General features: G+C 41.8%; 26 protein-coding genes. 8 read left to right on the top strand and 18 right to left on the bottom strand.

Going from position 1 to position 26,462, the window contains the following annotated elements; genetic code table 11:
- Window positions 1-86: 86 nt before the first annotated feature.
- From LV85_RS18280 to lpdA, 3 genes are all read right to left on the bottom strand, one after another.
- Complete coding sequence (locus LV85_RS18280) at window positions 87-911, bottom strand: anti-sigma factor (protein ID WP_111322148.1); 825 nt, start codon at window positions 909-911, stop codon at window positions 87-89.
- Entirely contained in the window at window positions 911-1,444 is a 534-nt protein-coding gene (locus LV85_RS18275; RefSeq protein ID WP_111322146.1) for an RNA polymerase sigma factor, read from the bottom strand. The genes LV85_RS18280 and LV85_RS18275 overlap by 1 nt, the downstream gene beginning before the upstream one ends.
- 93 nt (window positions 1,445-1,537) lie before the next feature.
- Window positions 1,538-2,935: a dihydrolipoyl dehydrogenase gene (gene lpdA, locus LV85_RS18270; RefSeq protein ID WP_111322144.1), complete on the bottom strand. Its 1,398-nt coding sequence runs from the start codon at window positions 2,933-2,935 to the stop codon at window positions 1,538-1,540.
- A gap of 294 nt (window positions 2,936-3,229) precedes the next feature.
- On the opposite strand from lpdA, the gene fabG reads away from it, so the two are divergent.
- Window positions 3,230-3,976, top strand: coding sequence for a 3-oxoacyl-[acyl-carrier-protein] reductase (gene fabG / locus LV85_RS18265; RefSeq protein WP_111322142.1), 747 nt, complete (start codon window positions 3,230-3,232; stop codon window positions 3,974-3,976).
- 135 nt (window positions 3,977-4,111) lie between these two features.
- On the opposite strand, the gene LV85_RS18260 is transcribed toward fabG, so the two are convergent.
- The 6 genes from LV85_RS18260 to LV85_RS18235 all read right to left on the bottom strand — a co-directional run bounded on the left by LV85_RS18260 (window position 4,112) and on the right by LV85_RS18235 (window position 9,330).
- Complete coding sequence (locus LV85_RS18260) at window positions 4,112-4,471, bottom strand: type II toxin-antitoxin system PemK/MazF family toxin (protein ID WP_111322140.1); 360 nt, start codon at window positions 4,469-4,471, stop codon at window positions 4,112-4,114.
- Entirely contained in the window at window positions 4,449-4,682 is a 234-nt protein-coding gene (locus LV85_RS18255; RefSeq protein ID WP_111322138.1) for a hypothetical protein, read from the bottom strand. The genes LV85_RS18260 and LV85_RS18255 overlap by 23 nt, the downstream gene beginning before the upstream one ends.
- Before the next feature lie 160 nt (window positions 4,683-4,842).
- On the bottom strand, window positions 4,843-6,027 hold the full coding sequence (locus tag LV85_RS18250) for a hypothetical protein (RefSeq protein ID WP_111322136.1): 1,185 nt from the start codon (window positions 6,025-6,027) through the stop codon (window positions 4,843-4,845).
- Between the two features lie 500 nt (window positions 6,028-6,527).
- Window positions 6,528-8,165 (bottom strand): L-glutamate gamma-semialdehyde dehydrogenase, encoded by a 1,638-nt coding sequence (gene pruA / locus LV85_RS18245; protein WP_111322134.1) that lies wholly within the window; start codon window positions 8,163-8,165, stop codon window positions 6,528-6,530.
- A gap of 81 nt (window positions 8,166-8,246) precedes the next feature.
- Window positions 8,247-8,942, bottom strand: coding sequence for a YjjG family noncanonical pyrimidine nucleotidase (locus LV85_RS18240; RefSeq protein WP_111322132.1), 696 nt, complete (start codon window positions 8,940-8,942; stop codon window positions 8,247-8,249).
- 4 nt (window positions 8,943-8,946) lie between these two features.
- Window positions 8,947-9,330, bottom strand: coding sequence for an ArsR/SmtB family transcription factor (locus LV85_RS18235; RefSeq protein ID WP_111322130.1), 384 nt, complete (start codon window positions 9,328-9,330; stop codon window positions 8,947-8,949).
- A gap of 151 nt (window positions 9,331-9,481) precedes the next feature.
- Between LV85_RS18235 and LV85_RS18230 the strand changes: the two genes are divergently transcribed.
- The gene (locus LV85_RS18230; protein WP_111322128.1) at window positions 9,482-10,090 is read left to right on the top strand and encodes a carboxypeptidase-like regulatory domain-containing protein; all 609 of its coding nucleotides are present in this window, start codon (window positions 9,482-9,484) and stop codon (window positions 10,088-10,090) included.
- A 92-nt stretch (window positions 10,091-10,182) separates the two neighbouring features.
- Here the strand turns inward: LV85_RS18230 and LV85_RS18225 are convergent, their stop codons facing one another.
- On the bottom strand, window positions 10,183-10,566 hold the full coding sequence (locus tag LV85_RS18225) for a GxxExxY protein (RefSeq protein ID WP_111322126.1): 384 nt from the start codon (window positions 10,564-10,566) through the stop codon (window positions 10,183-10,185).
- 57 nt (window positions 10,567-10,623) lie between these two features.
- The gene (locus tag LV85_RS18220; RefSeq protein WP_111322168.1) at window positions 10,624-12,222 is read right to left on the bottom strand and encodes an aminopeptidase P family protein; all 1,599 of its coding nucleotides are present in this window, start codon (window positions 12,220-12,222) and stop codon (window positions 10,624-10,626) included.
- A gap of 207 nt (window positions 12,223-12,429) precedes the next feature.
- Between LV85_RS18220 and pafA the strand changes: the two genes are divergently transcribed.
- Entirely contained in the window at window positions 12,430-14,064 is a 1,635-nt protein-coding gene (gene pafA, locus LV85_RS18215; protein ID WP_111322124.1) for an alkaline phosphatase PafA, read from the top strand.
- A gap of 76 nt (window positions 14,065-14,140) precedes the next feature.
- On the opposite strand, the gene LV85_RS18210 is transcribed toward pafA, so the two are convergent.
- On the bottom strand, window positions 14,141-15,304 hold the full coding sequence (locus LV85_RS18210; protein ID WP_111322122.1) for a homogentisate 1,2-dioxygenase: 1,164 nt from the start codon (window positions 15,302-15,304) through the stop codon (window positions 14,141-14,143).
- 282 nt (window positions 15,305-15,586) lie between these two features.
- Between LV85_RS18210 and LV85_RS18205 the strand changes: the two genes are divergently transcribed.
- Window positions 15,587-16,228 (top strand): MCP four helix bundle domain-containing protein, encoded by a 642-nt coding sequence (locus tag LV85_RS18205; protein WP_111322120.1) that lies wholly within the window; start codon window positions 15,587-15,589, stop codon window positions 16,226-16,228.
- Window positions 16,229-16,466: 238 nt separating this feature from the next.
- Here LV85_RS18205 and LV85_RS18200 read toward each other — a convergent pair whose 3' ends face one another.
- From LV85_RS18200 to LV85_RS18180, 5 genes are read right to left on the bottom strand one after another with little or no spacing between them, the layout of a single operon-like run.
- Window positions 16,467-17,333, bottom strand: a complete 867-nt coding sequence (locus LV85_RS18200) for a sugar phosphate isomerase/epimerase family protein (protein ID WP_111322118.1) — start codon at window positions 17,331-17,333, stop codon at window positions 16,467-16,469.
- 54 nt (window positions 17,334-17,387) lie between these two features.
- Window positions 17,388-17,948 (bottom strand): gluconate 2-dehydrogenase subunit 3 family protein, encoded by a 561-nt coding sequence (locus LV85_RS18195; RefSeq protein WP_111322116.1) that lies wholly within the window; start codon window positions 17,946-17,948, stop codon window positions 17,388-17,390.
- Between the two features lie 17 nt (window positions 17,949-17,965).
- Window positions 17,966-19,645, bottom strand: a complete 1,680-nt coding sequence (locus LV85_RS18190; RefSeq protein ID WP_111322114.1) for a GMC oxidoreductase — start codon at window positions 19,643-19,645, stop codon at window positions 17,966-17,968.
- Window positions 19,646-19,673: 28 nt separating this feature from the next.
- Entirely contained in the window at window positions 19,674-20,552 is an 879-nt protein-coding gene (locus tag LV85_RS18185) for a hydroxypyruvate isomerase family protein (protein ID WP_111322112.1), read from the bottom strand.
- Between the two features lie 7 nt (window positions 20,553-20,559).
- Window positions 20,560-21,786, bottom strand: a complete 1,227-nt coding sequence (locus LV85_RS18180; protein ID WP_111322110.1) for a nucleoside permease — start codon at window positions 21,784-21,786, stop codon at window positions 20,560-20,562.
- Between the two features lie 253 nt (window positions 21,787-22,039).
- Between LV85_RS18180 and LV85_RS18175 the strand changes: the two genes are divergently transcribed.
- From LV85_RS18175 to LV85_RS18160, 4 genes are read left to right on the top strand one after another with little or no spacing between them, the layout of a single operon-like run.
- The gene (locus tag LV85_RS18175; RefSeq protein ID WP_111322108.1) at window positions 22,040-23,209 is read left to right on the top strand and encodes a Gfo/Idh/MocA family protein; all 1,170 of its coding nucleotides are present in this window, start codon (window positions 22,040-22,042) and stop codon (window positions 23,207-23,209) included.
- Window positions 23,210-23,242: 33 nt separating this feature from the next.
- Window positions 23,243-24,295, top strand: a complete 1,053-nt coding sequence (locus LV85_RS18170) for a sugar phosphate isomerase/epimerase family protein (RefSeq protein WP_111322106.1) — start codon at window positions 23,243-23,245, stop codon at window positions 24,293-24,295.
- A 25-nt stretch (window positions 24,296-24,320) separates the two neighbouring features.
- Window positions 24,321-24,755 carry a c-type cytochrome gene (locus LV85_RS18165; protein ID WP_111322104.1) on the top strand — a complete coding sequence of 145 codons (435 nt, stop codon included), beginning with the start codon at window positions 24,321-24,323 and terminating at the stop codon, window positions 24,753-24,755.
- 1 nt (window position 24,756) lies between these two features.
- On the top strand, window positions 24,757-25,491 hold the full coding sequence (locus tag LV85_RS18160; protein ID WP_111322102.1) for a 3-keto-disaccharide hydrolase: 735 nt from the start codon (window positions 24,757-24,759) through the stop codon (window positions 25,489-25,491).
- Between the two features lie 57 nt (window positions 25,492-25,548).
- Here the strand turns inward: LV85_RS18160 and LV85_RS18155 are convergent, their stop codons facing one another.
- On the bottom strand, window positions 25,549-26,238 hold the full coding sequence (locus tag LV85_RS18155) for an SH3 domain-containing protein (RefSeq protein ID WP_317046463.1): 690 nt from the start codon (window positions 26,236-26,238) through the stop codon (window positions 25,549-25,551).
- Window positions 26,239-26,462: the final 224 nt, after the last annotated feature.

The following is a 26,462-nucleotide window of genomic DNA, read 5'->3' as shown; positions in this document are numbered from 1 at the left end:
TAGAAATGGATTTTTCCTTTTCATGAAAAAACCTGCTCTTTTCAGAACAGGCAATTATAAATTAAATCATTTTCAATTTTAAGTTTCTACACCACTTCTCCCAGTACAACCAACTTCTCCATAGTAGGAGCTTTGGATCCTCCTTTTGGCTCAATAGTGATGGCAAATGCACCAGCTTGAGCTACTGCTTCCATTTGCTGCAGCGTCAGTTTTTCACCTGAGTTCACCAGTCCGATACCTACTGGCCCATCGTCTCCAATAGCCCACAACTGGTAATCAAACTCTTCACTCAAGTCATGTAGGTTATTTGCAGCCACGTAGACTTTACTTGCATTCTGATCCCAAAGCACATCGACTTTTGCATCCTTCTGCATATCAAAACCTTCGCCTCTCATCTCCACACGCTTGAAGTTTCCAGCCACAAATTCATTTAGCTGAGCATCCTTTTCATCGTAGGCCTGATTCACCTGATTCAGATCATCAGCCATTACGCTTTGATCCTGAAGTAAGGCTGTAAACTGGTCATTTCGCTCCTGATATTTGTCAGCATAATAGAATGCTGCCCCCGAAGCTACGATCGCCGCGATAGATGCTGCGATGGCAAAAGGTTTCCATGGACTAGAGATCGGCACCACTTTAGTTTGCTCAGGCGCAGAAGAAGCCTTAGGCGCTTCCTTTAGTATAAAGTCAGGCTCTAGTGTAGAGAAAATCTTATCCTTCAGATCCTGAGGTGGCGCTTTGCCAGTCATATTATCAAAGGCGAACATCGTCTCCTCCAGCTCATCCAATTCCTGCTGGATCTGAGGATGAGTCTTAGCAAGGCTCAAAACTTCCTCACGCTCTCGCTCCGTCAGCTCTCCGAGAAGGAAAAGCTCCAGTTTACCTGACGATATGTAAGATTGAATATCCACTAGATTCTTGCTACATTTTTTTTCAACACTTGTATGGCCGCCCTCACCCTAGACTTGACGGTTCCCAGAGGTATTTCGAATTCCTCCGAAATCTCCGAATGCGTATATCCTTTGAAGTAAATATACTCAACGATAAACTTTTGGTCATCATTGAGATCTTCCAAAAGCCCCTTCACGCCTATGCCGTCTATATGCTCTTGGGTGCCTGATTGGCTTTCCATCCCATATACGAGGTCATCAATTGTGTTGGTCTTAGTCTGTTGTGAAATTTCTTTGGAGCGCAGTTTGTCTATGGCAGAATTACGACAAATATTGGCCATCCAGGTGTATAGACGTCCTTTTGATTCATCGTAACGATCAATTTTCTTAGTGATTTTGACAAAGGCATCATGAAAAACCTCCTCAGCTATATCCTTGTCAAAGACGATTCTGGAAATCACCGCAAAGAGAGCCCGAGAATATTTGTCATACAAATACTCCGTGGTCTTTCTGTCTTTTGCCCTTAGTCCGGCGATGAGTTGAATTTCTTCCAAAAAAGCTGGTGGTTTGAAAAGTTCTTCCTTAAAAGTAAGACAGAAGACCAATTAGTTGTTGATCTTCTGTCTTTTATTATTATTTTTTTTTGATCAAAGGTGGATCACCTCATCATAAGCAGCAGCCGCAGCCTCCATGATTGCTTCTGACATAGTAGGGTGTGGATGCACGGTTTTGATCAATTCATGCCCCGTGATCTCTAGCTTACGAACAGCTACAATCTCAGCAATCATCTCTGTCACATTGGCTCCGATCAGGTGCGCACCAAGCAATTCACCGTATTTCTTATCGAATACAAGTTTCACAAAACCGTCTTTTGCGCCAGCGGCAGATGCTTTTCCTGATGCAGAGAAAGGAAATTTACCGATTCTCAACTCATAGCCTGCTTCCTTAGCTTTTGCTTCAGTCATACCTACAGAGGCAATCTCAGGAGAACAATAGGTACAACCTGGGATATTTCCGTAATCCAATGGCTCAGGATTTTGCCCTGCGATTTTCTCCACACAAATAATACCTTCAGCAGATGCTACGTGCGCCAAAGCCGGTCCAGGAATCACATCACCGATGGCATAGTAGCCCGGCATGTTAGTCTTATAGTACTCGTCAACTTTGATTTTGCCTTTGTCTACCAAAATTCCAACGTCTTCCAAACCACAATTCTCAAGGTTCGAAACAACACCAGCAGCAGAAAGCACGATATCACATTCTAGCGTCTCCTCGCCTTTAGCTGTTTTGACAGTTACTTTGCAACCTGTTCCTTTAGTATCTACTGCAGTCACTTCCGAAGAAGTCATGATGGTCATGCCTGCCTTTTTGTATAGTTTCTCCAAAGTCTTGGAAACTTCAGCGTCCTCCACTGGTACGATTCTATCCAAAAATTCTACGATAGTCACTTCTGTACCCATAGTAGCATAGAAATAAGCGAACTCGATTCCGATAGCACCAGAACCTACAACCACCATTTTCTTAGGCATTTTATCCAAAGTCATCGCCTCACGGTAACCGATGATTTTCTTCTTATCGATCTTCATAGAAGGAAGTTCACGGGATCTAGCGCCCGTTGCGATAATTACATTATCTGCAGCATAGACGGTTTTCTTTCCCTCAGCATCTTCTACTTCTACTTTCTTACCTGGCTGGATTTTACCCCAACCTTTGATCACTTCGATCTTATTTTTCTTCATTAGGAAGGTAACTCCCTTGCTCATTCCGTCAGCAACACCACGGCTTCTTTTGACGATGCCTGTAAAATCAGCACTGGCATCGGCGACAGTTATGCCGTAATCCGCAGCATGATTGATGTACTCAAAAACCTGAGCACTTTTCAATAAAGCTTTGGTGGGGATACAACCCCAATTAAGACAAATACCACCCAATTCCGCAGCTTCTACTACGGCAGTTTTTAGGCCGAGTTGGGAAGCGCGAATAGCAGCTACATAGCCACCTGGTCCACTGCCCACCACGATCACGTCAAATTTGGTCGAAGACATATCTATTACTTGTTTTTTAGAACGAATTGATTAACGCAAAAATAGGCCTTTTGACTTCAGAAAAAAATTTGGTTTCAATCACTATTTCAGGTTAAAAACTTGATTTCAGCAATCAGAGCACATGATTTCCAATCAATATTTTACCAGTCTATACAAACGTCAAATTATATTTTAAATAAGTGATATTTAACCAATGATTAATTAAGCATAGAATCTAAAGACAAGTGAAATCAATTTTAGAATCAAAAGTTTTGGGTTTTTTTCTATTTTTGGCCAAACAAAATTTTAAACTCCATGGGATTACTTTCAGGAAAAACGGCATTGATCACCGGCGCATCTAAAGGCATCGGAAGAGCAATTGCCATCAGATATGCACAAGAAGGCGCAAATGTCGCTTTTACTTTTTTGTCAAGTGTGGAAAAAGGCCAAGCACTAGAAGCAGAATTGGCAGAATTTGGCATCAAAGCCAAAGGCTATAGATCTGATGCTTCGGATTTCAAAGCTGCCGAAGAATTAGTTGCTGCAGTAGTAGCGGAATTTGGCGGATTGGATGTTTTGATCAACAATGCCGGCATCACCCGTGACAACCTATTGATGAGAATGACCGAGGAAGCTTGGGACGAAGTGATCGGAATTAACCTAAAATCCTGCTTCAATACCGTAAAAGCGGTGAACAGAACCATGATGAAAGCTAAATCTGGCTCCATCATCAACATCACTTCAGTAGTGGGCGTGAAAGGAAATGCCGGCCAGGCAAACTATGCCGCTTCAAAAGCAGGAATAATCGGGTTCACTAAATCTGTAGCACTGGAACTTGGATCGAGAAACATTAGATGCAATGCTGTAGCTCCGGGATTTATCGAAACTGAGATGACTGCTGTGCTGGACGAAAAAACTGTGCAAGGTTGGAGAGACGGAATTCCTATGAAACGTGGTGGCCGACCGGAAGAAGTGGCTGATGCCTGCGTATTCTTAGGGTCTGAGATGAGTAGTTATATCTCCGGACAGGTGCTGCAGGTGAATGGTGCGATGCACACGTAGGTGATCTGAGATTTTTGATTTACGATTTACGATTTACGAGCGGCTGGAGAGATTCAGCCGTTTTTTTTAGCCCCGAAGAACGCGAAGTGACGCAAATAGAAAGTGGTTTGAAAAGGATTAAAAATCCAAATGGTATTATTTCAATTGAAAAATAGACTTGATTTTTTCAGCTAAAAGCTTATCCATTATTAAAGGAAATGATCCAAGCTCTCTCATAATTAAACTTAGCGGAATAGAAACAATCTTATGAAGCCGAAGTACAGAAGCCACCAATAATCCAGTTCCAGCCCAATAATCCTCTTGAGGATCAATCAATATATCCGATTCTTCTAAAATCTCTGGAGCTTTACTTGAAATAAATGCAACTACAATATGTTCAAACTTCCCAATAGGGTCTGAGAGACAAAGCGCTGGTCTAACTTTGCGTAAAGAAAAATCATCAAATGGGAACGGGACTAGAACAATTTTTCCCCTAACGCTTAAATGGGTTCCCATCTTTTGTATTGTATATATCTTCTTCAGGTTCGTTTAAAAAATCAAAAGCAGGATTTCTCGAAATGGTTTTTAGATACCGCTTTTCTTCTTCTCCCTCCTCCTCTTCAGAAAGTATCAGAATTCTAACTAGCACTCCACCACTCAAACCAGTATGCTCTAGTTTGATGCTTCCATCTGCCTCGGTTCTAGTTCTTAATTCAACTGCCTTCATCTATTTATAATTTGATACTCTATCGTCAGATAGCCTGTCCCGAACTTAACTCGGGAGAATCTCACATGATCGAGAATTATCTCTCTACTTGCTGATTACATCATGCTCGATTTCATAACCTGAATTTAAGGAAATCATTTTTCAATCCTTTCGCTTTTAGCTATTTATCAATAAATTTTGATAAATCAATCTTCCAAAACTCATACGCATCCTCAGACTCCTGTTCAGGTTTGTTGATAAAAAGTCCTTCGGAAGTCAGGAACCAATTTTCAACTTCTAGCTCAGTTTCGAAATCGAAAAAGTATTCCCCTTTCGGCTCCCAATCCCCCGAGTAAATACTCAAAACATAATGCTTCGTGCGTTCAAATTTGGTTTCACCCGTGCCTGATTCATTGATTTTGGAACAGCGAATGTATAAATCCCGGTGAGAATCATACAACAGAAAAATATTTGCTGAAGCTTCTTTGGGTAAAGCCCAAACGGTATTAGTTCCCCACGGGATTATTTCAGATGGCAAAAATTTATATTCTAAATTTGACTTGGGAATCACTTTTCGCTTAAGCTTTAAATCCTTCAACTCATAAATTTCATTTGAATATGGCCAACCGAGCAAGAACTGATCTCTTTTACTATCGTAGGCTCCAAATAAAAAAGTAGCTGTCACATCTCCCTGAAAAATCTCGTATCCAGTTGGGATTAGGAAATCACTTGTTTCAATTTTACCCGTAGTGACATCGGTATAGGTCAACCAGTTTGAAAAGTCTAAAGCAAATTCATACCTGATTTCACCAGGTCCAGGTTTATCTTTGATATTTACAATATGGGAAGGGTTCTGACCGAATTGTAGATTAGGATATTCAACATAAGCCAATCCATTTCTAAACTCCACGCGCACCATATTGTCCAAAGTATGTGGAATATCAAGTTCTGAATCGATATAAGATATTTGATCACCTGCCGAATCATACCTTGCTACATCGCCCAAACTGCTAATTAAAAAAACTGAATTCTTTTCATGAACAACATAACCCATAATCCCTCCCTTCATAGAATTGGGACCTTCTATAGGAATCTCAATTAGGTGTTCTTCTTTGCCGGTTTGAGGATTTAGAAAAACAAATCCCCATCCTTTAAACTTTCTGGCACTGCGTGAATAAACTAGATAATCTTTTCCTGCATCCTTTATAACTTTTAGATTCCAAAACCCTGTTGTCAACGAGTCTTTTTCCAAGCTAAAATCCTCCAAAAGCAATTCTTCAAGCTTGCCTTGGTAGATTTCTTCAGCCCCTTTTTCAGCGCAGGAAATAATCATAAAAGTCACAAAAAGTAAGCTGAGGTTTTTCATTTACAAGATTTTAGAAGAATAACTAAAAATAAATAAAATCTCCAAAATAGGTAATAAGGCGCAAAAAATAAGAATAGAATTAAGAACTCAAACTAAACAGCGCTCTCCGCGCTACACTCTGCGTCCTCAGCGGTAAAAAAACAAAAGCCCCGAATCTAAATCCGAGGCTCTTACTAACCTTCGAGGAGTCACCCTGAGTATTAAATATTCTTTGAACACACAAAAATGAAATGACAGTAATTTGTTTTGGAACCCTAACCATGGTCACCTTGAGCACTTGAGAGACGAGAGTCTCGAAATCGAAAGGTTCTCGAACCTCTAGACTCCCGTCTCTCGGGTGCTCGAACTGACCAGCTTTTGATGTCCTCAAATCAATCTGTCATTGGTAGCGAAGTCGAAGGGTCCCCTCGAAGGTTTTATTTCATTAAATATCTAGTCCAGACCTTCGAGGAGATTCCTACTCCTTCGTCGTAGGAATGACACCTCAAAGGTCAATAGTGCTACTTGTCTTCTCCCAAAAACGGATACTTGTAATCCTCCGGAGAAACAAAAGTCTCCTTAATCGTACGTGGAGAAACCCAACGTAGCAAGTTGATCATAGAACCAGCTTTATCATTCGTTCCTGAAGCTCTAGCTCCACCGAATGGCTGCTGACCTACTACTGCTCCTGTTGGCTTGTCATTGATGTAGAAGTTACCCGCAGCATTTTTCAGCTTAATAGTGGCTAATTCCACCGCATAGCGATCCTGAGAAAATATAGCTCCAGTTAAAGCATACGGAGAAGTCTGATCGACCAATTCCAATGCCTCTTCGAATCGCTCAGCATCATACACATATATCGTCAACACTGGGCCGAAGATCTCTTCACACATGGTCGTGTACATAGGATCTTGAGTTACTATCACGGTTGGCTCGATGAAATAACCTTTAGACTTATCGTAATTACCGCCAGCGATGATTTCGACTGCTGGATTTGCTTTCGCATTGTCTATATACTTGGCAATTTTATCAAAAGATTTCTCGTCGATCACCGCATTGATGAAATTGGTGAAATCTTCCGTTCCGCCCATTTTCATGTCAGCAAGATCAGCGACTAAGCCTTCTTTTACTTCATCCCATATATTTGAAGGGACGTAAGCACGGGAAGCAGCAGAGCATTTTTGACCTTGAAACTCAAATGCGCCACGGGAAAGTCCTACAGCCACAGCTTTTGGAATGGCAGATTTGTGAGCAATCACAAAGTCTTTTCCACCTGTCTCTCCTACAATTCTTGGATAAGCTTTGTACTGGTGGATATTCGTTCCGATAGTTTTCCAGATATGCTGGAAAACGCCCGTAGAACCTGTAAAGTGAATTCCTGCAAAATCTGGATGCTTGAAAATAATATCTCCGGCAGTAGGACCATCCACGTAGATCAAGTTGATCACACCATCAGGAACTCCAGCCTCTTTGAAAACCTGCATTAGCACATTAGCAGAATAAATCTGCGTGTAAGCTGGCTTCCATACGATGGTGTTACCCATCATCGCAGCAGAAGTAGGTAGATTACCTGCTATTGCTGTGAAGTTGAACGGAGTCAATGCGAATACAAAACCTTCAAGTGGACGCTGCTCCAGTCTATTCCAAACGCCATTTCCAGAAACGGGAGGCTGTTGAGCGTAGATTTCAGTCATGTATTGAACATTGAAGCGCAAGAAGTCGATAAACTCACATGCCGCATCGATCTCTGCCTGCATCGCATTCTTGGATTGACCAAGCATGGTTGCTGCATTGATTTTGGCACGATATGGCCCAGCCAAAAGATCAGCTGCTTTCAAGAAAATCGCTGCTCTTTGTTCCCAAGCTAGGTTTTCCCATGCATGCTTTGCTCCAAGTGCAGCATTGATCGCCTGCTCTACGTGAGAAGCATCTCCTTCATGGAAATGACCCAATACATGCTGGTGATCGTGTGGAGGAGACATGGTCTGCGTATTGCCAGTTCTGACCTCATCCGAACCGATATACATCGGCACGTTAACTTGCTGAGATCTCGCCTCTTTGAGCGCTGCTTGCAATTCCTTTCTCTCGGAGCTTCCGGGAGCGTAAGCTTTCACCGGCTCATTTACCGGAGCTGGGACATTAAAAAAACCTTTGAGCATAATATCTGGGGTTATGATTTGCTGTTTGGCCAAAGATAACCAGAAGGTTTTATTGGCGCATGGATTTGAAGTAAAAGAACCCTAAAGTATGTCTTCTAGTTCTCTCAAATGTGAAATAGTATAAGTAGGCCTCAATTCAATTGCCTTTCCAAGCGGGTTGAAAAAAACCTGATCTATACCTGCACCATGCGCACCTTGCATATCTGAAATCGGGTTATCCCCTATCATCAAACTATTTTCTTTACTTGCACCAGCTTGCTCCAACGCGTATTGGAAAATCCTCGGATCCGGCTTCTTATGCCCTGTGGTCTCGGAAGTCACCACCAATTCAAAGTAATCACTCAAACCAGAAGAATTCATTTTTCTCGCTTGGCTCTCATCAAATCCATTTGTAATCACATATAGCTTATACTTGGGTTTGAGGTAATCGAGAATCTCGATGGTATGTGGAAAAAGATGTGGCTTGCTCGAGGTACGGTGCATAAAATCTCCTTCGAATTCTTCTGGAATGACAGCATCATGTACTCCTGCATGGGCAAATATTCTAGGAAAACGAGTAGTCCGCAACTCATCTTTATGCATTTCACCCTTGTCGTAAGCTGTCCAAAGCTGGAAATTCACCGCATAAAAGGAGTCTATGAAATGCTGAGGTGACAGAAGACCACTCTCCTCTAATTTGTAATGAAGAAACAATTCAGAAAGTGATTCTTGGACATTTCGATCATAATCCCAAAGTGTGTGATCTAGATCGAAAAACAGGTGTTGGTAGGTTTTCAAGGTATTAACGGCGGTACTGATTGTTTTGAATTTTATTGATGGCCAACTCACGGTTGGATTTCAGGATTTCGAAGGTTTCCTGATCCTTGAGAAGACTGGGGTCTTTCTGGATAAACTTAAAAATCTGCTGAATGATTTCCATGTACTCCTCCAAAATGTAATAAAACACCCATTGATCTACTCGCTTACTTCCTAGCAAACCTGCATTTTTCAGGTAAACCAAATGTCTGCTCGTTTTTGTCTGCGTAAAATCGAGGATCAACTCAAAATCGGAAATTGAAAGCTCCTTATTGAGCATAAGTAAATGAAAAATACGGACCCGAGGTTCCTCAGACAATGCTTTGAAAATTCTAAGCCCGTAGTTTAAACTGATATTTTTTAGCCGCATTTGTAAGTTTTAACGGAGTTTATGAGGGTAAAATAAAAAATCATCCGAAATTAGGGTAATATCGCATTAGAATTAAAATAGTCCGCTGTTCTATTAAGTCCCCCAATTTGTGAAGAAGCCATTACTCCTTAGTGCCACCTTTGTTTTCCTAATGGGAATATTTTTTTCCTCACTTGAAGTGAATGCTCAAGATGTGCAAGAAAAAAAAGTAATCCAACTTTCGGGTATTATCCTTAATGCAGATAGCACTGATGCTGTGGCAGGGGTAAACATTTATGTTCCTAAAAAAGGAAGAGGTACTAGTTCTGGTCGCTTCGGCTACTTTTCCATGCCTGTGTTAGAAGGTGATTCCGTTATTTTCAGCTTTATAGGTTTGAAAAAACAAACTTTCAAAATTCCAGACAACATGAAAGATGATCGTATCAGTTTGATATTGACCATGCAAGTGGATGAAATAGCGCTGGCAGAAATTGAAGTAATGCCCTATCCAACTGAGGAGGAATTCAAACAGGCGGTAATCGCCCTGAATATGGTAGATCCTTTATCCATCTCCCGCGCCAACATGAGCCCAGAAATGCTACTACGCTGGGCGGAATCCATGCCTGCCTCAGGCAACGAGAACTTCCGGTATTTCCAGCAAGGGCAAGCCATACAAAATCAAGATCTCTATGGGCCAAGAACACTCCGACTCCTGGATCCATTCGCCTGGGGGCAGTTTATTCGATCTATCAAACGGGGTGATCTGAAGAAGCAGGACTAGCTAATAAAAAAGCTCCTGCAAAAGGTGTAATTGTTGATTTTCTCGCGGCGACGCGGCGACACAGCGAATTCGTACGATTATTCTAAGCTCAACTATAAATTATTGGCAACTCTTTTAATTCCATCTTTCAATAAAGCCTCATTGAAATTTAATAGTAATCCTAGCTTCAATTTTGTAAGTCGTAGGTAGGTCATTAATTGCTTAGCATGGACTGGAGCAATCATTTGAACCGATTTAATCTCTATGATCACCTTATCGTCAACGATTAAATCTGCCCTAAACCCATTTTCAAAAGTAATATCATCCCACAGGAAAGGAATAAATACTTGATTCGCTACTTTAAGTCCAGACTTTTTCAACTCATGACTTAACACTCTTTCATAAATGGACTCTAGCAAACCTGGTCCCAACTCTTTATGAATCATAAATGCTTTATCCAGAACTAAAGTAACAATATCATTCTCAATCTTTTCCATATTCAGACAAAAATACGTTGCGTCGCCGCGCCGCCGCGAGGGTTTATTTCATCGAACTTAATCGATCTCAGGCAACACCCATTCCTCCAGCACAGAGGGAAGTCGCATCATCTCTTCAATGGCTGCAACTGAGCGTGGGGCATCCCCAGAGAGGTTCTCAGCACCATCTGCAGTGATCAAAATATCATCCTCTATTCGAACTCCTATCCCCCACCATTTAGGATCACAGTCGGATCCTTCAGGGATATAGATCCCCGGCTCAATCGTAAAAACCATACCTTCTTGCAATGGATTTCGCGTGCCTCGATCATGCACATCCAACCCGATATGATGACTAGTACCATGAGGAAAATACTGGTGGCTCGCTCCCTTTTTGATAATGCCAAGTTTGGCTAGTCCTTCATCAATGATTTTGCGTCCTGCAGCATCGATTTCCTGAAAAGTAGCCCCCGGCTTGGAAAGTGCAATTCCTGCTTCCTGTGCTTGGTAAACTAATTCATAGATCGCTTTTTCTTCTTCATTGAATTTGCCGTTGATAGGTATAGTACGAGTCACGTCTGCCGTGTACCCCCTCCACTCAGCGCCCAGATCCATCAATAACAACCTGTCTGTCAAATCACGCTTATCATTCTCGATATAATGAAGAATACATCCATTATTTCCAGCCCCTACAATAGAAGGATAACCCAATTCTTCTGCTCCGTAGCGTTTATAGATAAACTCATGTACTCCTTGGATCTCCCGCTCAGTCATGCCGACTTTCGCTGCTTTCATCACTTCGATCTGCCCTACTGCAGAGATTTTCACTGCTTTCTTCAGCAAGGCGATTTCCTCAGGGGTCTTCACTTCTCGTAGCGCAGCCATCAAGCTAGCTAGTGAAGATATATCCAGTTTTTGCTCTGGGATTTCCTCCTTCACCACCATTCTTTTTTCTGGAGAATCCGCATTCATAAAAGAACTAATCAAAGGATCATCCATCATATCTGGATATTGACGTTCGTATCTCTTCAGCATCTGAACCACTCGATCAGAGGTTTCTAGATCTGAGTTTTTGATCAATTTATATATTTGAGCGCTTGCTTCGTTGAGTTTCTCTGGGTAGGCAGTAGCAGTTTTAAACTCATCCACCATCTGAATCAGAGGCTGATTGGTGCTGCTCTCTTCAATGCCTTCGGAAAGACTAAAAGTCAAAATCTTATCAAAATCCTGAAGATTGATGCCTGACTTAGCAGCAAATTCAGAATTGAGTATGGCATCTTTGAAACCCAGTTCACTTTTCATTCCTTCGGTGCCTAGTCTTTTGCCATTCCACATTTCTGCCCTTGGATCTCTATTTTGTAAAAAGATCTGCTCGTTAGTCACATTCCCATTGACTTCCCGCTCTTCGCTGAAAATCACCAATACGGCATTTGGCTCACGAAACCCAGTTAGATAAAAGAAATCAGTATCGGGGTGGTAGATATAATCCACATCATTCGTTCGATTTTTTACTGGATTGTTAAAAAATACCGCTACAGAATTTGCTGGCATCAGTTTCCTCAGTTCATCTCTCCTCCCCTTATGCCATTCTGAGCTTAGTCCATCTTCGAAATAGGATTGAGAGAATACCGAAAGAGAGCAAACAAGTAAAAGCAGGGTCCAAAATATCTTTTTCATAGGAATCATATTGTTTAAGACTTCTAATGTCAAAGCTTTTGACCATTTAACAAAGTCTTAATCCACAGATTGAGTCATATCCTTATATTTGGATATCAAAAAAATCAAATCATGAATCGAGCACGACAAAATCGTCACATCCTGTGAGGATCAACTACAATGCGAGATTCCTCCCCATAGCTATCGGGAAAAAATAATTATAAACAGATGAAAAAACTCAGTATTGTATTTTTGCTTTTTATTTTGGCCACAGGCCCAATACTAGCACAGTCGGAAGCCGACAAGCCAAAACTCATCGTCGGTATAGTAGTTGATCAGATGCGCCAAGAGTATTTGTATCGCTTTGCCGACAGGTATTCAGATGGAGGATTCAAGCGATTGATGAATGATGGTTTCATGATGAAAAATGGCCACTACAATTATATTCCCACCTATACCGGACCTGGTCATGCTTCTGTTTATACGGGTACTACTCCCGCTACTCATGGTATCATCGGAAATGATTGGTACGTAGAAAGTTTGGACCGAATGTTATACTGCGCAGAAGATACTGCCGTGACTAACGTCGGAGGATCTAAAGACAATGGCTTTATCAGTCCTAGAAACTTACTTACTACTACCATCACTGACGAACTTCGAATTGCTTCCCAGAAGAGATCGAAAGTTGTAGGTGTAGCCATCAAAGATCGTGGAGCCAGCTTACCAGCTGGACATATGGGAGATGCCTATTGGTTTGATGCCAACACGGGTGAGTTTATGACTTCTTCTTATTATCACGAGAAACTACCAAACTGGGTAGATAAATTCAACAAACAAAAAGTTGTAGACAAGTATCTTTCTCAAACCTGGAATACACTTTACCCTATTAATACTTATACAGCAAGTATGGAGGATGACAATCCATTTGAAGGTAAATTCTCTGGTAAAGACAGTCCAACTTTCCCTTATGACCTAGCAGAACTGAGAAAGACGAACGGAGAGTTCGGAATGATTGCCTCCACCCCATTCGGCAACTCGATGACCTTGGATTTTGCGCTAGCAGCTCTAGAAGGTGAAAAACTGGGTATGGGAGAAGAAACGGATTTCTTGGCCTTGAGCTTTTCTTCGCCTGATTACATCGGACATAGATTTGGTCCTCAATCCAAAGAAGTTGAAGACAATTACCTACGCTTAGACAAGGAGATCGAAAGACTTTTGAACTACCTTGACAAGACTTATGGTAAAGACCAATATTTAGTTTTTCTTTCTGCAGATCACGCAGTAGCTGAAATAGCTACACACATGGTCAGTCAGAATGTACCTGGTGGAAATGTTAGGACTGGTGTAGTGAATACAGAACTTCTCAATTTCATCTCTTCTAAGTATGGAGAGGGTGACTGGATCAAAAACAGCTCAAATGGACAACTTTTCCTTAATCAGGAATTGATTCTAGAAAAGAAAATGAATCAGGAAGATTTTGAAAATGAAATAGCTCAGTTCCTGTTGAAATTTGATGGCATCAAGGAAGTTTATACTGGTACCGCTATGAGAACAAAAGCATTTCCTTATGGCCGGGCTAAACTACTTCAAATGGGTTATAACCATAAGGCTTCTGGAGATATCCTGATAATTCTTGAGCCAGGATGGCTTACTGGTGGCGCCACCGGCACCTCTCACGGCACAGGTTTCACTTATGATACCAATGTCCCAATTTTATTCTATGGATGGCATGTGCCCGCTGGCGAAAGCTCTCGCTATGCTACCATCACGGACATCGCTCCTACACTTTCCATGATGCTTGACATCAAGCTCCCAAATGGAGCTACAGGACAACCTATTTTGGAGATTACTGACAAAAAGTAAGTATCCAAATCCTACCAACATAAAGCCTCGACCTTCACAGATCGAGGCTTTTTAAATTTTAGGTAGCCCAAACTTTCTATTCCGTCCAGCTCATCGGGTAATTTTCATCTACGAATTCCAGGGCATCCGTCGTAATCTGCAGTGATTTGAATGTATCGAGCATTACCGCATATTCATCTGTTGCTTTAGCTCCGATAGATTTCTCCACAGTTCCTGGATGTGGACCATGTGGCAAACCTCCCATATGTAGGGTAAAGGATCCTCGATCTATTCCTTTCCTACTCATAAATTCTCCCTCCGCATAGTACAGCACCTCGTCCGAATCAATATTGGAATGATTGTATGGGGCAGGAATAGAAAGTGGATGGTAATCAAACAATCTTGGTACAAAGGAGCAAATCACAAATCCCCAAGCCTGGAACGTCTGATGAACTGGTGGTGGCTGGTGAATCCTACCGGTAATCGGCTCAAAATCATAAATAGAAAGTGCATAAGGGTATAAGTACCCATCCCAACCCACTATATCTAATGGGCTGTGTCCATAAGAATACTGATGTAGCATTCCCTGTTTTTTGATTTGCACAAGGTGTTCACCTTTCTCCTTTTCTACATGAAGTTCATGCGGCGGACGAATATCTCGCTCACAATAAGGTGAGTGTTCCAGCAGCTGTCCCACTTCATTTCTGTAGCGCTTGACCGTCTCAATAGCCCCCACAGACTCTATTATCAGAAGTCTGAGCGGACCTTCTTCTTCAAATTCAAATCTATAAATCGTCGTGCGAGGAATCACAATGTAATCGCCCTTATGCACTTCCAGTTTTCCAAACTGAGAATACATTACTCCTTCCCCATCGTGCACATAGATCAGTTCATCGCCATCTGCATTTTTGAAGAAATAATCCATTTTCCGCTGACGTGGTGAGCAAATCCCCATCATTACATCAGAATTCATCATGAGATTTCTTCTTGCGGACAAATAATCCTCCCCGGTGAATTCTACACCTGAGGTTTTCAAATGTGTCTGATTCAATCCATAGTCCTTAGCAGGCTTCCAAGAGTAGGGTTTTGGCTTGCCTATAGCTTTTACTTCGTTGGGATTGTAGATATGATAAAGTGTAGAGTAGATACCTGAAAAGCCCTTGGAGCTCACTACTTCTTCCTTGTATAGACTGCCATCAGGCTGACGAAACTGCGTGTGCCTTTTGGCTGGGATGCTTCCCATTCTGTGATAGTATGCCATTAGTTTTGGGTTTATTTCTTAGCTTAAATTTAAACATTCTAGCAAAAGGACTCAGCTTATCGCGAGAAATGATTGTGACAAGCATTAATGAATGAGGAATAAATACTAAGAAAGGACCTGTCCTATATAGACAAGTAAAACTAAAAACTGAATCGAAAAAAAGACCCTAGGAATGATTACGTAAAGATTAATCGATGATCTTTATGCTCTGCAAGCAAAAAATTTGGGAAGTTGAAAAGATATGGTTAAACTGATATGAGTTACAAACGCTAACAATTAATCATGCCCAACACTGTGTTTAGAAAAAGGAAAATAACCGCATTAGTGATCATAGGAATAGTAATGCTATTGATCTACAGCCAGAATCTGATCCAACGCCAGTCTTTCAAAGATCTGAGCAATACATTTACAGAGGTGTACAATGATCGCTTAGTAGTAGAACGCTATATTTTCCAGATTTCAGAGAATCTATTCACGATCCAAAAATTAGTGGACCATTGTGACAACAACTATGACTACTCCAAAGTGGTGGACGAAATTGCTACGCATGAACAAAACATCCTGGGGATAGTGACTGATTTTGAAAAAACAAAACTTACAGAACAGGAAGGACAATATTTGGCCGATTTCAAGGCCATCATAGAAAATGACCTACAGATCAAAAACTATGATCTCATATACTCAGCCTCTTCGGGGGTGAATTTGAGTCAAGTACAGCTCTATGATCAAAAAATAAGTAAAGCTCAGCAGGACCTAGACAACCTGAGTAAAATCCAATTGGAAGAGGGTGAAAAATTAATCAACAAAGCCAACATCGTAATAAATCGCTCCCAGATCTGGTCTCAATTCGAAGTCGCTTTGTTGATCATTTTGGCCTTAGCCTTATACTTACTTCTCTTCAGAAATAAGATATCCCCTAATTAAATTTATAGCCGCAATGATGCCAGTAGCAATACAATTTATGCTTCAACTCGGCACACATTGACAAGCTTAGTAACCGACCTCGAGGAACGGGCTGAGTTTTTAAGTAAAGGGAGCATGAGGGATTACGGCTCCACCGCAATTCCCCATGCTCCCAACGCTATACTTAAGCTGTGCTGGTCGAACTTGCCGAGACCATTCTACTTAATAGAATCTCCTGGCAAGATTTCGGCTAATTAATTTACACCTTCAATTTGCTTAAATAAGCAGCATTCTTCTCAGCAGCCTCCATAGGATTAGTCCCTACAAATCGCTCTTGCTCTACGATAAAGTATTTCATTCCGTATTTCTTGGACTTCTTGATGATATCCGCATATGGTATCTCGCCAGCACCAAGTAGCACTCCACGATCGTGTGAATCCCCTCCTTCGGCTTCTGCATCCTTTACATGACAAAGCTTGAATCTACCTGGGAACTTGGCCAGATAGTCCAGCGCGTCATAACCTGCCACATAGGACCAATACATATCCAATTCGAAGTCAACCAAATCCGGATCTGTATTTTCCATCAAAATATCCTGAGGCAATTGCCCTTCTAGCATTTTGAAAGTGTAATCATGATTATGATAGGCAAACTTTAGCCCATGAGACTTGAGTGTTGCGCCAGCATCGTTAAACTTGTCTGCAACTTTTTTCCAATCTTCCACTGATTTTTGTGCTCCGATGTATGGGCAAATCAAGTATTTCATCCCCACGGCTGCAGCTTGCTCAGCCTGCGAATCCAGATCCTTGAATACATTGGCATGAGAAGACACAAAATCAACCCCTATATCAGACAAGAGACTCTTGCATTCTGAAGGCTGCATCCCCCAAAGGATTCCTTTCCCCCCATCAAATCCTTCAAATTGCTTGTACCCAAATCCAGCCAGTTTGCGCATCGTTCCAGCAGCATCCTTAGCCATTTCTTCCTTGACGGAGTACAGTTGCAGTCCAAATTTGGAGAGTTTAGCCTTGTCAAGGGAATGAGCTGCTAGTTCATAAGGAAACAGTGCAGCGCCTACACCAAGCATACTGCCTATCTGTAGGAATTTTCTTCTTTGCTTGTTCATAAATAGGTAAGCCTGCCCCAAGAGGAGCAGGCTATAGTTATATGGTTGTAATAATTAAATCGCGTAAGTCTTGTCACCTTTATTGTAAGGAATACAAGCATCATATCTACCTGGTGTTTCCACATAATTCAAAGCTTGAGTAGCGCCGATTTCTGAAGAGAAATAACCCAAAACAGTCAAATCACGAAGCATGTTGATCACCTTCGGACTTCTGTCTTTTCCGCTAGCCCTAAACTCTTCATTCATGGCATTCAAAAACGCCAATCTCTCTTCGGCAGGAGCTCCTACAAAATCTTTTCCGTTGGCAGATTTGAAGTCTTTTCTCAATTTATTGACGCCATCGACAAACTCCTTCTGATTATCACCATCATAGCAGTCCTTGACCATCATTACTATAAATGAGCCTATTCCTACGGCTTTCGCTCCAGGTGTATCGGTCTCAGGAATAATGGTGTCACCGATCTCATCCAAGAAAGCAACATCATCTGGATCAAAATCTAATCCTTCTATTTGGTTTTCAGGGGTACAACCTGTCATGATCGTCGTAGCGCCAATCATCGTCCCTCCCATCATTACCATGACGCTTTTCAATGCGTCTCTTCTATTCATAGTCATAGTTTTGTCTTTTACGATTAGAGATTTTGCTTTTTCAATTCATCTACTGCAAAAGCTGCTGCTCTTGCTGTCAAGGCCATGTAGGTAAGCGACGGGTTCACCGCTGCAGCGGATGTCATACATGCTCCATCAGTTACAAATACGTTTTTCGCTTCCCAAACTTGGTTATTCCCGTTTAGCACAGACGTTTTCGGATCGCGTCCCATTCTTGCTGTACCCATCTCGTGAATCCCTTGCCCGAAAGTATATCCAGCGTCATATTGCTGAATATCTTTAAATCCAGCTACTTCCAGCATTTCTGCCGCATCAGCCATCATATCCTTTCGCATTTTGATTTCATTGTCTTTGATCTCAGCGTTCATCACCAATGCTTCCATTCCCCACTTATCTTTCACGGTATCACTTAGCTTTATGGTATTATCATGATAAGGAAGTATTTCTCCGAAAGCAGTTATCCCCATTCCCCATGGGCCTGGCTGCGTAAGCGCATCTTTCATCGGAGCGCCAAAATTCAATTCGGCAACATCACGAGTCCACCCGCTGCGGCTTGCTCCACCTTGATATCCAAAGCCTCTCAAATAATCTCGCTTATCCCCGTTCACATTTCTGAATCTTGGGATATATAGTCCAGTTGGTCTTCGACCAAAGTAATATTTGTCTTCGTATCCTTCCATAGAGCCTCTAGCACCCAAACGGAAATGGTGATCCATCACATTGTGTCCAAGCTCTCCAGAGCTAGATCCCAATCCGCCTGGCCATACATCCGTAGCTGTACGCATTAGAATAGCTGTCGAATTGAAGGCAGAAGCACAAAGGAAAATGATTTTCGCATCGTATTCTTTTACTTCATTTGTCTGCCCATCTACTACCTCTACGCCTGTTGCCTTCTTGGTATCCTTGTCATAGATCAGCTTTCTCACAATAGACCAAGGTCTCAAGGTCAAATTACCAGTAGCTAGAGCCGCAGGATAGGTCGAAGCCTGTGTACTGAAATATCCACCGAAAGGACATCCCAAGGAACACTTGCTTCTGTACTGACAGCCTGGTCTGCCTGGAAGTGGCTCAGTGATATTCGCCGGACGACCGATAGTCCAAGTTCTAGCCCCTTTGTAATGTTCTTTGATTTTGGCAGCACCATCTTCCTCCACACAGTTCATCGGCATAGGAGGCATAAATTCACCATCAGGAAGTACATCCAAGCCATCTTTAGAACCTGAGACCCCAATGAATTTCTCAACATAGGAATACCAAGGAGCGATATCCTTATAGCGAATTGGCCAATCTACTGCCACGCCTTCTTTTACATTTCCTTCGAAATCTAGATCTGACCATCTATACGATTGTCTTCCCCACAAGAGGGAGCGCCCTCCTACTTGGTACCCTCTAAACCATGTAAAAGGCTTTTCTTCAACATAAGGAGACTCATCTTCATGCGCCCACCAGTCTAGGTTCAGCTCATTGAGCACATAATCTCTCTTAAGATTTGGGTGATCAGCCATTTGCTGCTGCGTATCTCTTCCTCTGTGAGGAACCTCCCAAGGCGGCGTAGTAGCCGTTTTATAATCCTTCACGTGCTCTACCATTGGTCCTCTTTCAAGCATCAATACTTTAAGCCCTTTCTCTGTTAGTTCTTTTGCAGCCCAACCGCCGCTTATTCCTGACCCAACTACAATTGCGTCATATGATTCATTTGCCATAAATATGGAATTTTAATTTTCTATCTATTTATACGTCACACTCTTGAACTCCCTGAGCCAAAGCCGCTATCTTATCATCAGACTTTGGAATAAACTCGTGGGAGACATAGCCTTCGAAGCCAGTGGTTACTATAGCTCTCATCAGAGCTGGGTAATATATTTCTTGAGTATCATCCAATTCATTTCTCCCTGGATTGCCAGCAGTGTGGTAATGCCCAAAGTATTGGTGATTGTTTTGCACTGATCTGATTAGATCTCCTTCGTCTATCTGCATGTGATAGATATCGTATAGCAATTTGAAGTTTTCGCTTCCCAATCGCTTACATAACTCAACGCCAAAAGCAGATTTATCGCATAAGTAATCTTTGTGGTTCACTCTACTATTAAGCAACTCCATCTGAATAATAACCCCATGCTTTTCAGCTAATGGGATAATCTTCTCTAGTCCGATCTGGCAATTTTTTAAGCCAGTTTCATCGTCCATTCCTCTTCTATTTCCAGAGAAGCAAATCAGGTTTTTGTATCCTGCCTCTGCCACCTTTGGGATCATCTCAGTATAGTTTTTGATCAACTGCTCGTGGTACTTCACTTCACCAAAACCTTCGGTAAGGCTGATTTCAGCACCATTACACATGGAGGAATCTAGCCCATGTTTCTTCAGAATATGCCAATTGCTTGGACCAATTAAGTCTATTCCTTTAATACCGATTTTCTTCGCTTCTACACAAAATGCATCTAGTTCAATATCCCGAAAACACCAGTGACACACGCCATGGTTGATATTTCCTTTCAATTCATAGGGTTTTTCTTGCTTCATATCAAAGGAGGACAAAGTGCTAAACGCAGCGCCGCCAAGTAATACTTTCTTGAAAGATTCTCTTCTTCCATTGTCAATAGGTTTGGTCATAGGGGGTTTATTGAGGTGAATTTATTTGTTCTTTCTTGAAAAGAGCCATGAAAAGTAGCAAAACCAATACAGAAATACCAGCAGGAATCAACCAAATTGATTCCCAAAGATGTGCCCCGGCTTCATTCGTATAATATTTAGATATTAATCCAGCTGCCCAGAAGCCTATAAGCATCCCGACACCATAGGTAGCTAAGGTGATCAATCCCTGTGCAGAAGACTTGTATTTTGTCCCAGCATGGGAATCTGTGTAGATCTGACCGCTCACAAAGAAGAAATCATAGCAAATCCCGTGGAGAGCAATGCCAATCAATAACATCCAAACTCCTTCATTAGCATTGCCATAGGCAAAGAAGGCATAGCGAACTGCCCAAGCTAACATAGCTACCATCAAGGTTTTTTTGATCCCGAATCTGCTGAAGAAAATAGGTAGTGCTAGCATAAAGACTACCTCAGACACCTGACCCATGGCCATTTTTCCTGTGGAATTGGCCAAACCTATTTCAGTAAGAAAAGGCGAGGTATTCTGATAATAAAAAGCCAGAGGTATACAGATAAGAATAGAGGAGACAAAGAATACCGCGTAATTCTTATGTTTTAATAAGCCTAAGGCATCCAAACCCAATGCTTCGGAAAGCTTGAAATCCCCTGCCGATCTTGCTTGTGGTGGCGTATGGGGAAGAGTGAAACTGAATAAACCCAGCGCCAAAGAACTTGCCGCTGCCATCAGCCAAGTATTTCGCAACAGCCCTTCTTTCAAGCCCTCCTGACTATCCCATGACAGAAAACTAATTAATAGACCAGCAGTGATCCAGCCTATCGTCCCCCAAACTCGAATCGTAGAAAATTCCTTTGCTGGATCTTTCATCTGATTGAAAGAAATAGAATTAACCAGTGCCAACGTAGGCATGAATAGAATCATGTACAAAAAAAGGATGGGAAAAAAGCCTGAAAAATCAGTAGCGCTATAAAGCAAATACATCAATCCAGCTCCAATAATATGGATTACGCCGAGAATTCGCTGTGCATGAAAATAGCGATCTGCTATCAAGCCTACCACGAAGGGAGCTATAATAGCACCGAATGACTGAGTGGAAAAGGCAAGAGATATCTCCTGATCTTTGGCCAATAAGTTTGTTCCCAAAAAAGTACCTAAGGTCACAAACCAAGAACTCCAGATAAAAAACTCCAAAAACATCATAACGGAAAGTCGGAGCTTGGTATTGATATTCATAAGTACAAAATCAGATTTAAAAGGCTGTTAGGTTTAAGAACAAGCCAAAGTTTAAAGTTTAGCCAATTTGAAGTATTTTAGGCAGATCGTATGAATTTCCGAGGTACGGACTTATAGCTAAATGACAAAGCCACTCATACCATGATGGAGCTACTGATCAATTATTCGTTCAATTCAGCTAATTGGAGCAGGTTTTTCCACTCGGAATCAATTAATTCAAGTCTTTAATCCTGAATTTAAAATCTTTTTCTCTATGTCATCCCCACAAAAATTAAAGATCGGACTTATAGGTGGAGGCCCAGGCTCTTTTATTGGTGCCATCCATTTAAATGGTGCCTTGATGGACGGAATGTTTGAATTAGCGGCGGGAGCCTTTAGCTCGAAACCCGAAAAATCTCAACAACGAGGCGAAGAACTCATGCTCGATCCGAAGCGTGTCTATGCTTCCTATGATGAGATGTTTGCAAAAGAACTGGAGCTTCCAGTTTCCAAACGAATAGATGTAGTCGTGATCGTGACTCCAAACAACGTGCATTTGGACCCTGCTCTAAAAGCGCTTAAGCATGGCTTTCATGTAGCCCTAGACAAACCACTAACCTTAAACTATGCAGAAGCCAAAGAGCTATATCATGCTGTCAATGCTTCGGATAAGCGATTCCTATTGACTCACACTTATTCTGGCTATCCGATGATCAAGCAAGCCAAGCAAATGATCAGCGAAGGCAAGATAGGTAAGGTCAGAAAAGTCTATGTGGAATACCCTCAGGGCTGGCTTTGGAAACTGCTGGAATCAGAAAACAATAAGCAAGCAGCATGGCGAACTGATCCCAAGAGAAACGGCCTTGCAGGATGCATGGGTGATATAGGTACACACGCATTCCATTTGGCGGAGTACGTCTCTGGCGAGACGGTAGCCGCAATTTGCGCAGATCTCTACATCAAGATTGACGGCAGGCCAATTGATGACGATGGTGTGGTACTAATGAGATTCGAAAATGGAGCTTCAGGGGTACTAACGGCTTCGCAAACAGATACTGGAGCAGAAAACAATCTGAGAATTCGCATTTATGGTGAAAAAGGCGGATTGGAATGGCAGCAAGAATTAAACAACACTTTGATCGCTCGCTGGCCAGATGAACCTGCGCAGATATTGAGAGCTGGCACAGGCTATCTTGGTTCGCTAGCAAATGAAAATACACGAACTCCAGCAGGACATCCAGAGGGATATGTCGAGGCTTTTGCAAATCTCTATCGTAACTTCGCTAGATGTATTTATGCTGATCGAGCAGGAGAAACTCCAAAACCAGAATGGGAAGATTATCCCGGCGTGGAAGACGGGATCAGAGGCATGGCATTTATAGATCATGTTTTGAAAAGCAATGAATCAGAGCTCAAGTGGACAGCATTTGAAGTAAAAAAATAAACTCTTAAACCTAATAATTTAACCCAGTTAAAAATGAAGACAATTAAAGGACCTGCGATATTTCTCGCCCAATTTATAGACGACAAAGCGCCTTTTAACAACCTGAAGAATATTTGTAACTACATGGCTGATCTTGGCTATGCGGGAGTTCAGATTCCTTCTTGGGATCCACGCATGATTGATTTGCAAAAGGCTGCTGAGAGCAAAACCTATGCAGATGAAATCGTCGGCATAGTAAAAGAATCTGGGATGGAAATCACTGAACTTTCTACGCACCTTCAGGGACAGCTGGTAGCAGTGCATCCAGCATACAATGAGTTGTTCGATGGATTTGCTCCAGATAATCTGAAAGGGAATCTTCAAGGGAAAACTGACTGGGCAGTACAGCAATTGAAGTATGCAGCAAAAGCTTCCGAGCACATGGGACTTACCCAGCATGCGACTTTCTCTGGTGCGCTGATGTGGCATACCGTTTACCCTTGGCCACAAAGACCTGCAGGATTGGTAGAAACAGGTTTTACAGAATTGGCGAAAAGATGGACTCCTATCTTAGATGAATTTGACAAACACGGTGTAGATGTTTGTTATGAACTGCACCCAGGAGAAGATTTGCATGATGGAGTGACATTTGAAATGTTTCTAGATAAAGTCAATAATCACAAGCGTGCCAACATACTTTATGACCCAAGTCACTTTGTATTACAATGCCTAGATTACTTGCAATTCATTGATTTTTACCACGAAAGGATCAAAATGTTCCACGTAAAAGATGCGGAATTCAATCCTACTGGCAAGCAAGGAGTTTATGGCGGATACCAAGGATGGGTAGAACGTGCAGGTCGATTCAGATCTTTGGGCGATGGACATGTTGATTTTGGAGGAATTTTTAGCAAACTTTCGCAGTACGATTATGATGGCTGGGCCGTTTTAGAGTGGGAATGTGCCATCAAGCATCCTGAACAAGGAGCCGCAGAAGGCGCTCCATTTATAGCCTCTCATATCATCAACGTCACCGAAAAGGCTTTTGACGACTTCGCTGGCAGAGGTGCTGACGAGGAATTCAATAAAAAAATCTTAGGCATTTAAATACTCAATTTTAATATACAACTCAATGAAAATCACAAAACCTATAAATTTTGCCTTAGTAGCTCTGGCAGGATTTACCTTCGCTTGCGGAGGCGGAGAAAAAACATCCGAAAGTACCAGCAGCAGTCCCTCTGTAGCAGCACCTGCGGCAGCGCCAGAGCAGAATATCAGCCTTGAAGAAAAGTACAAAGACGACCCTATCTACATCAAAGGATTAGCAAAACTAAAAACCTCTGATTGTACATCTTGTCATATGGTGGAAAGGAAAATCGTAGGTCCTTCTTATGCAGATGTAGCTGCCAAATATGAAACTACGGATGAGAATATCGCTATGCTAGCCGATAAAGTAATCAATGGCGGCGTAGGTGTATGGGGAGAGATCCCAATGCCTCCACATGTTGGTTTGAGCGAAGAAGACGCTACCGACATGGTGAAATATGTACTCCTTTTGAAAAAATAAGATGAAAAAACAGTATTTAATCGTTGCAGCATTGGCGAGTATTCTCGCTTCATGCTCTGGCGAGAAAGCAATTGAAACAGAAGAAATAACTGTAACAGAAAGTCCTGCTGAAGAATGGACAGATCTCTTTGCAAATAACGATTTCTCCAACTGGCATAAATACGGTGGTGGAGAAGTAGGTTCAGCCTGGAAAATCGAGAATGGTGAAGCATACCTTGATGCTACAAACAAAGAGAATTGGGAAGAAGGAGCTGGTGGCGACATCACTACGAACGAGGAATACGATAATTTTCACTTGAAATACGATTGGAAAATCTCTCAGAACGGCAATAGCGGGTTGATATTTTATACGCACGAAGCGCCCGAATATGAGCGTTCCTACAATACTGGTCTGGAAATGCAAGTATTGGACAACGAAGGACATCCTGACGCTAAAATCATCAGCCATAGAGCTGGGGATCTGTATGACCTAATCGTAAGCAGTGAAGAGACCGTGAAGCCTTATGGAGAGTGGAACTCAGCTGAGATCATCGCTAACGATGGCCAACTTGAATTTATCCTAAATGGCACGACAGTGGTAAGCACTACACTTTGGACTCCAGAGTGGGAAGCGCTAGTTGCAGACAGTAAATTCAAAAACATGCCAAATTGGGGCACCTTCAAAAAAGGTAGTATCACCCTTCAAGATCATGGTGATCTAGTTTATTTCAAAAACGTATTGATTAAAAAACTTTAATCTCGTTACGACCAAATCCAAAAAAGAGTCCAGCAAATCTGCTGGACTCTTTTTTTGTTATAGCCTGGTTACATCTTCTTTTTTGATATAGGCTTTCTTATCCTTCCACTCCACTTCGTACCAGATATCCTTTGTAGACTTGATGCGCACACGATGACCTGGCTCCACCATATCTACCAGTTCTCCGCCAGCAGATGGCTCTGTGACGATAAATGTAGGGCTGCTAGTGACTAATCCGGTATGAGGTCCATCTAGGAAATTATTAGCTCCAAATATCAAAATGATTAATAGAATAGTCGGCCAGAAGGTTGGGGACTTCCCCGACTTCCTGCTAGTTACCCAACTAGTGATTATAGAAAGCACTAAGAACACTGCTAATAATCCGACTATATAATCCTGATATTCTGTAAGAAATATCATAAACCGCCGTCCATCGCTCACTTTATAGCCCTGGAGGGAAGTTTGCCCAGTTAGGCTTTTAATCTTAGTAATCGCCTGAGGATTGGGACTTAGGTCATAATATTTACTCAGGTACAGAGTTGCTCGTTCATTATCTCCAATCCCTTCAGTAATGAAAGCCATTTTCAGCAACATTGCAGGGGAATAAATCCCGGATTGGTAGCTAGAATCATAAATCTCCATGGCTTCTTTGTAGCTCCTCGTATTAAACAAAGAATCTGCTTTTTTCAGATCAATTACATCTGCTTGACAATGAATACTTTGTAGAGATATCGATAAAAATATCAAAAGTTTTGTGAGAAAGATTGATTTCACGTTTGGCATTTAAAATTTGTCCGCTTATTTTTGCAGTCCAATTACGGCAATGATCTGGCAAAAAGCAAGGCCAGGAAGTCAATTTGATAGGTTTTAAGACAGCATTTGTTGGTTAAATTTTCTGAAAATTTTCAGAGCAATATTGTGGATAACGACTCACTATAAAAATATTAGAGTAATGATTCCTTAGCTCAGCT

Source organism: Algoriphagus chordae (assembly GCF_003254055.1).
GTDB classification, from domain to species: domain Bacteria; phylum Bacteroidota; class Bacteroidia; order Cytophagales; family Cyclobacteriaceae; genus Algoriphagus; species Algoriphagus chordae.
This window is presented reverse-complemented; position numbering and strand designations above follow the sequence as displayed.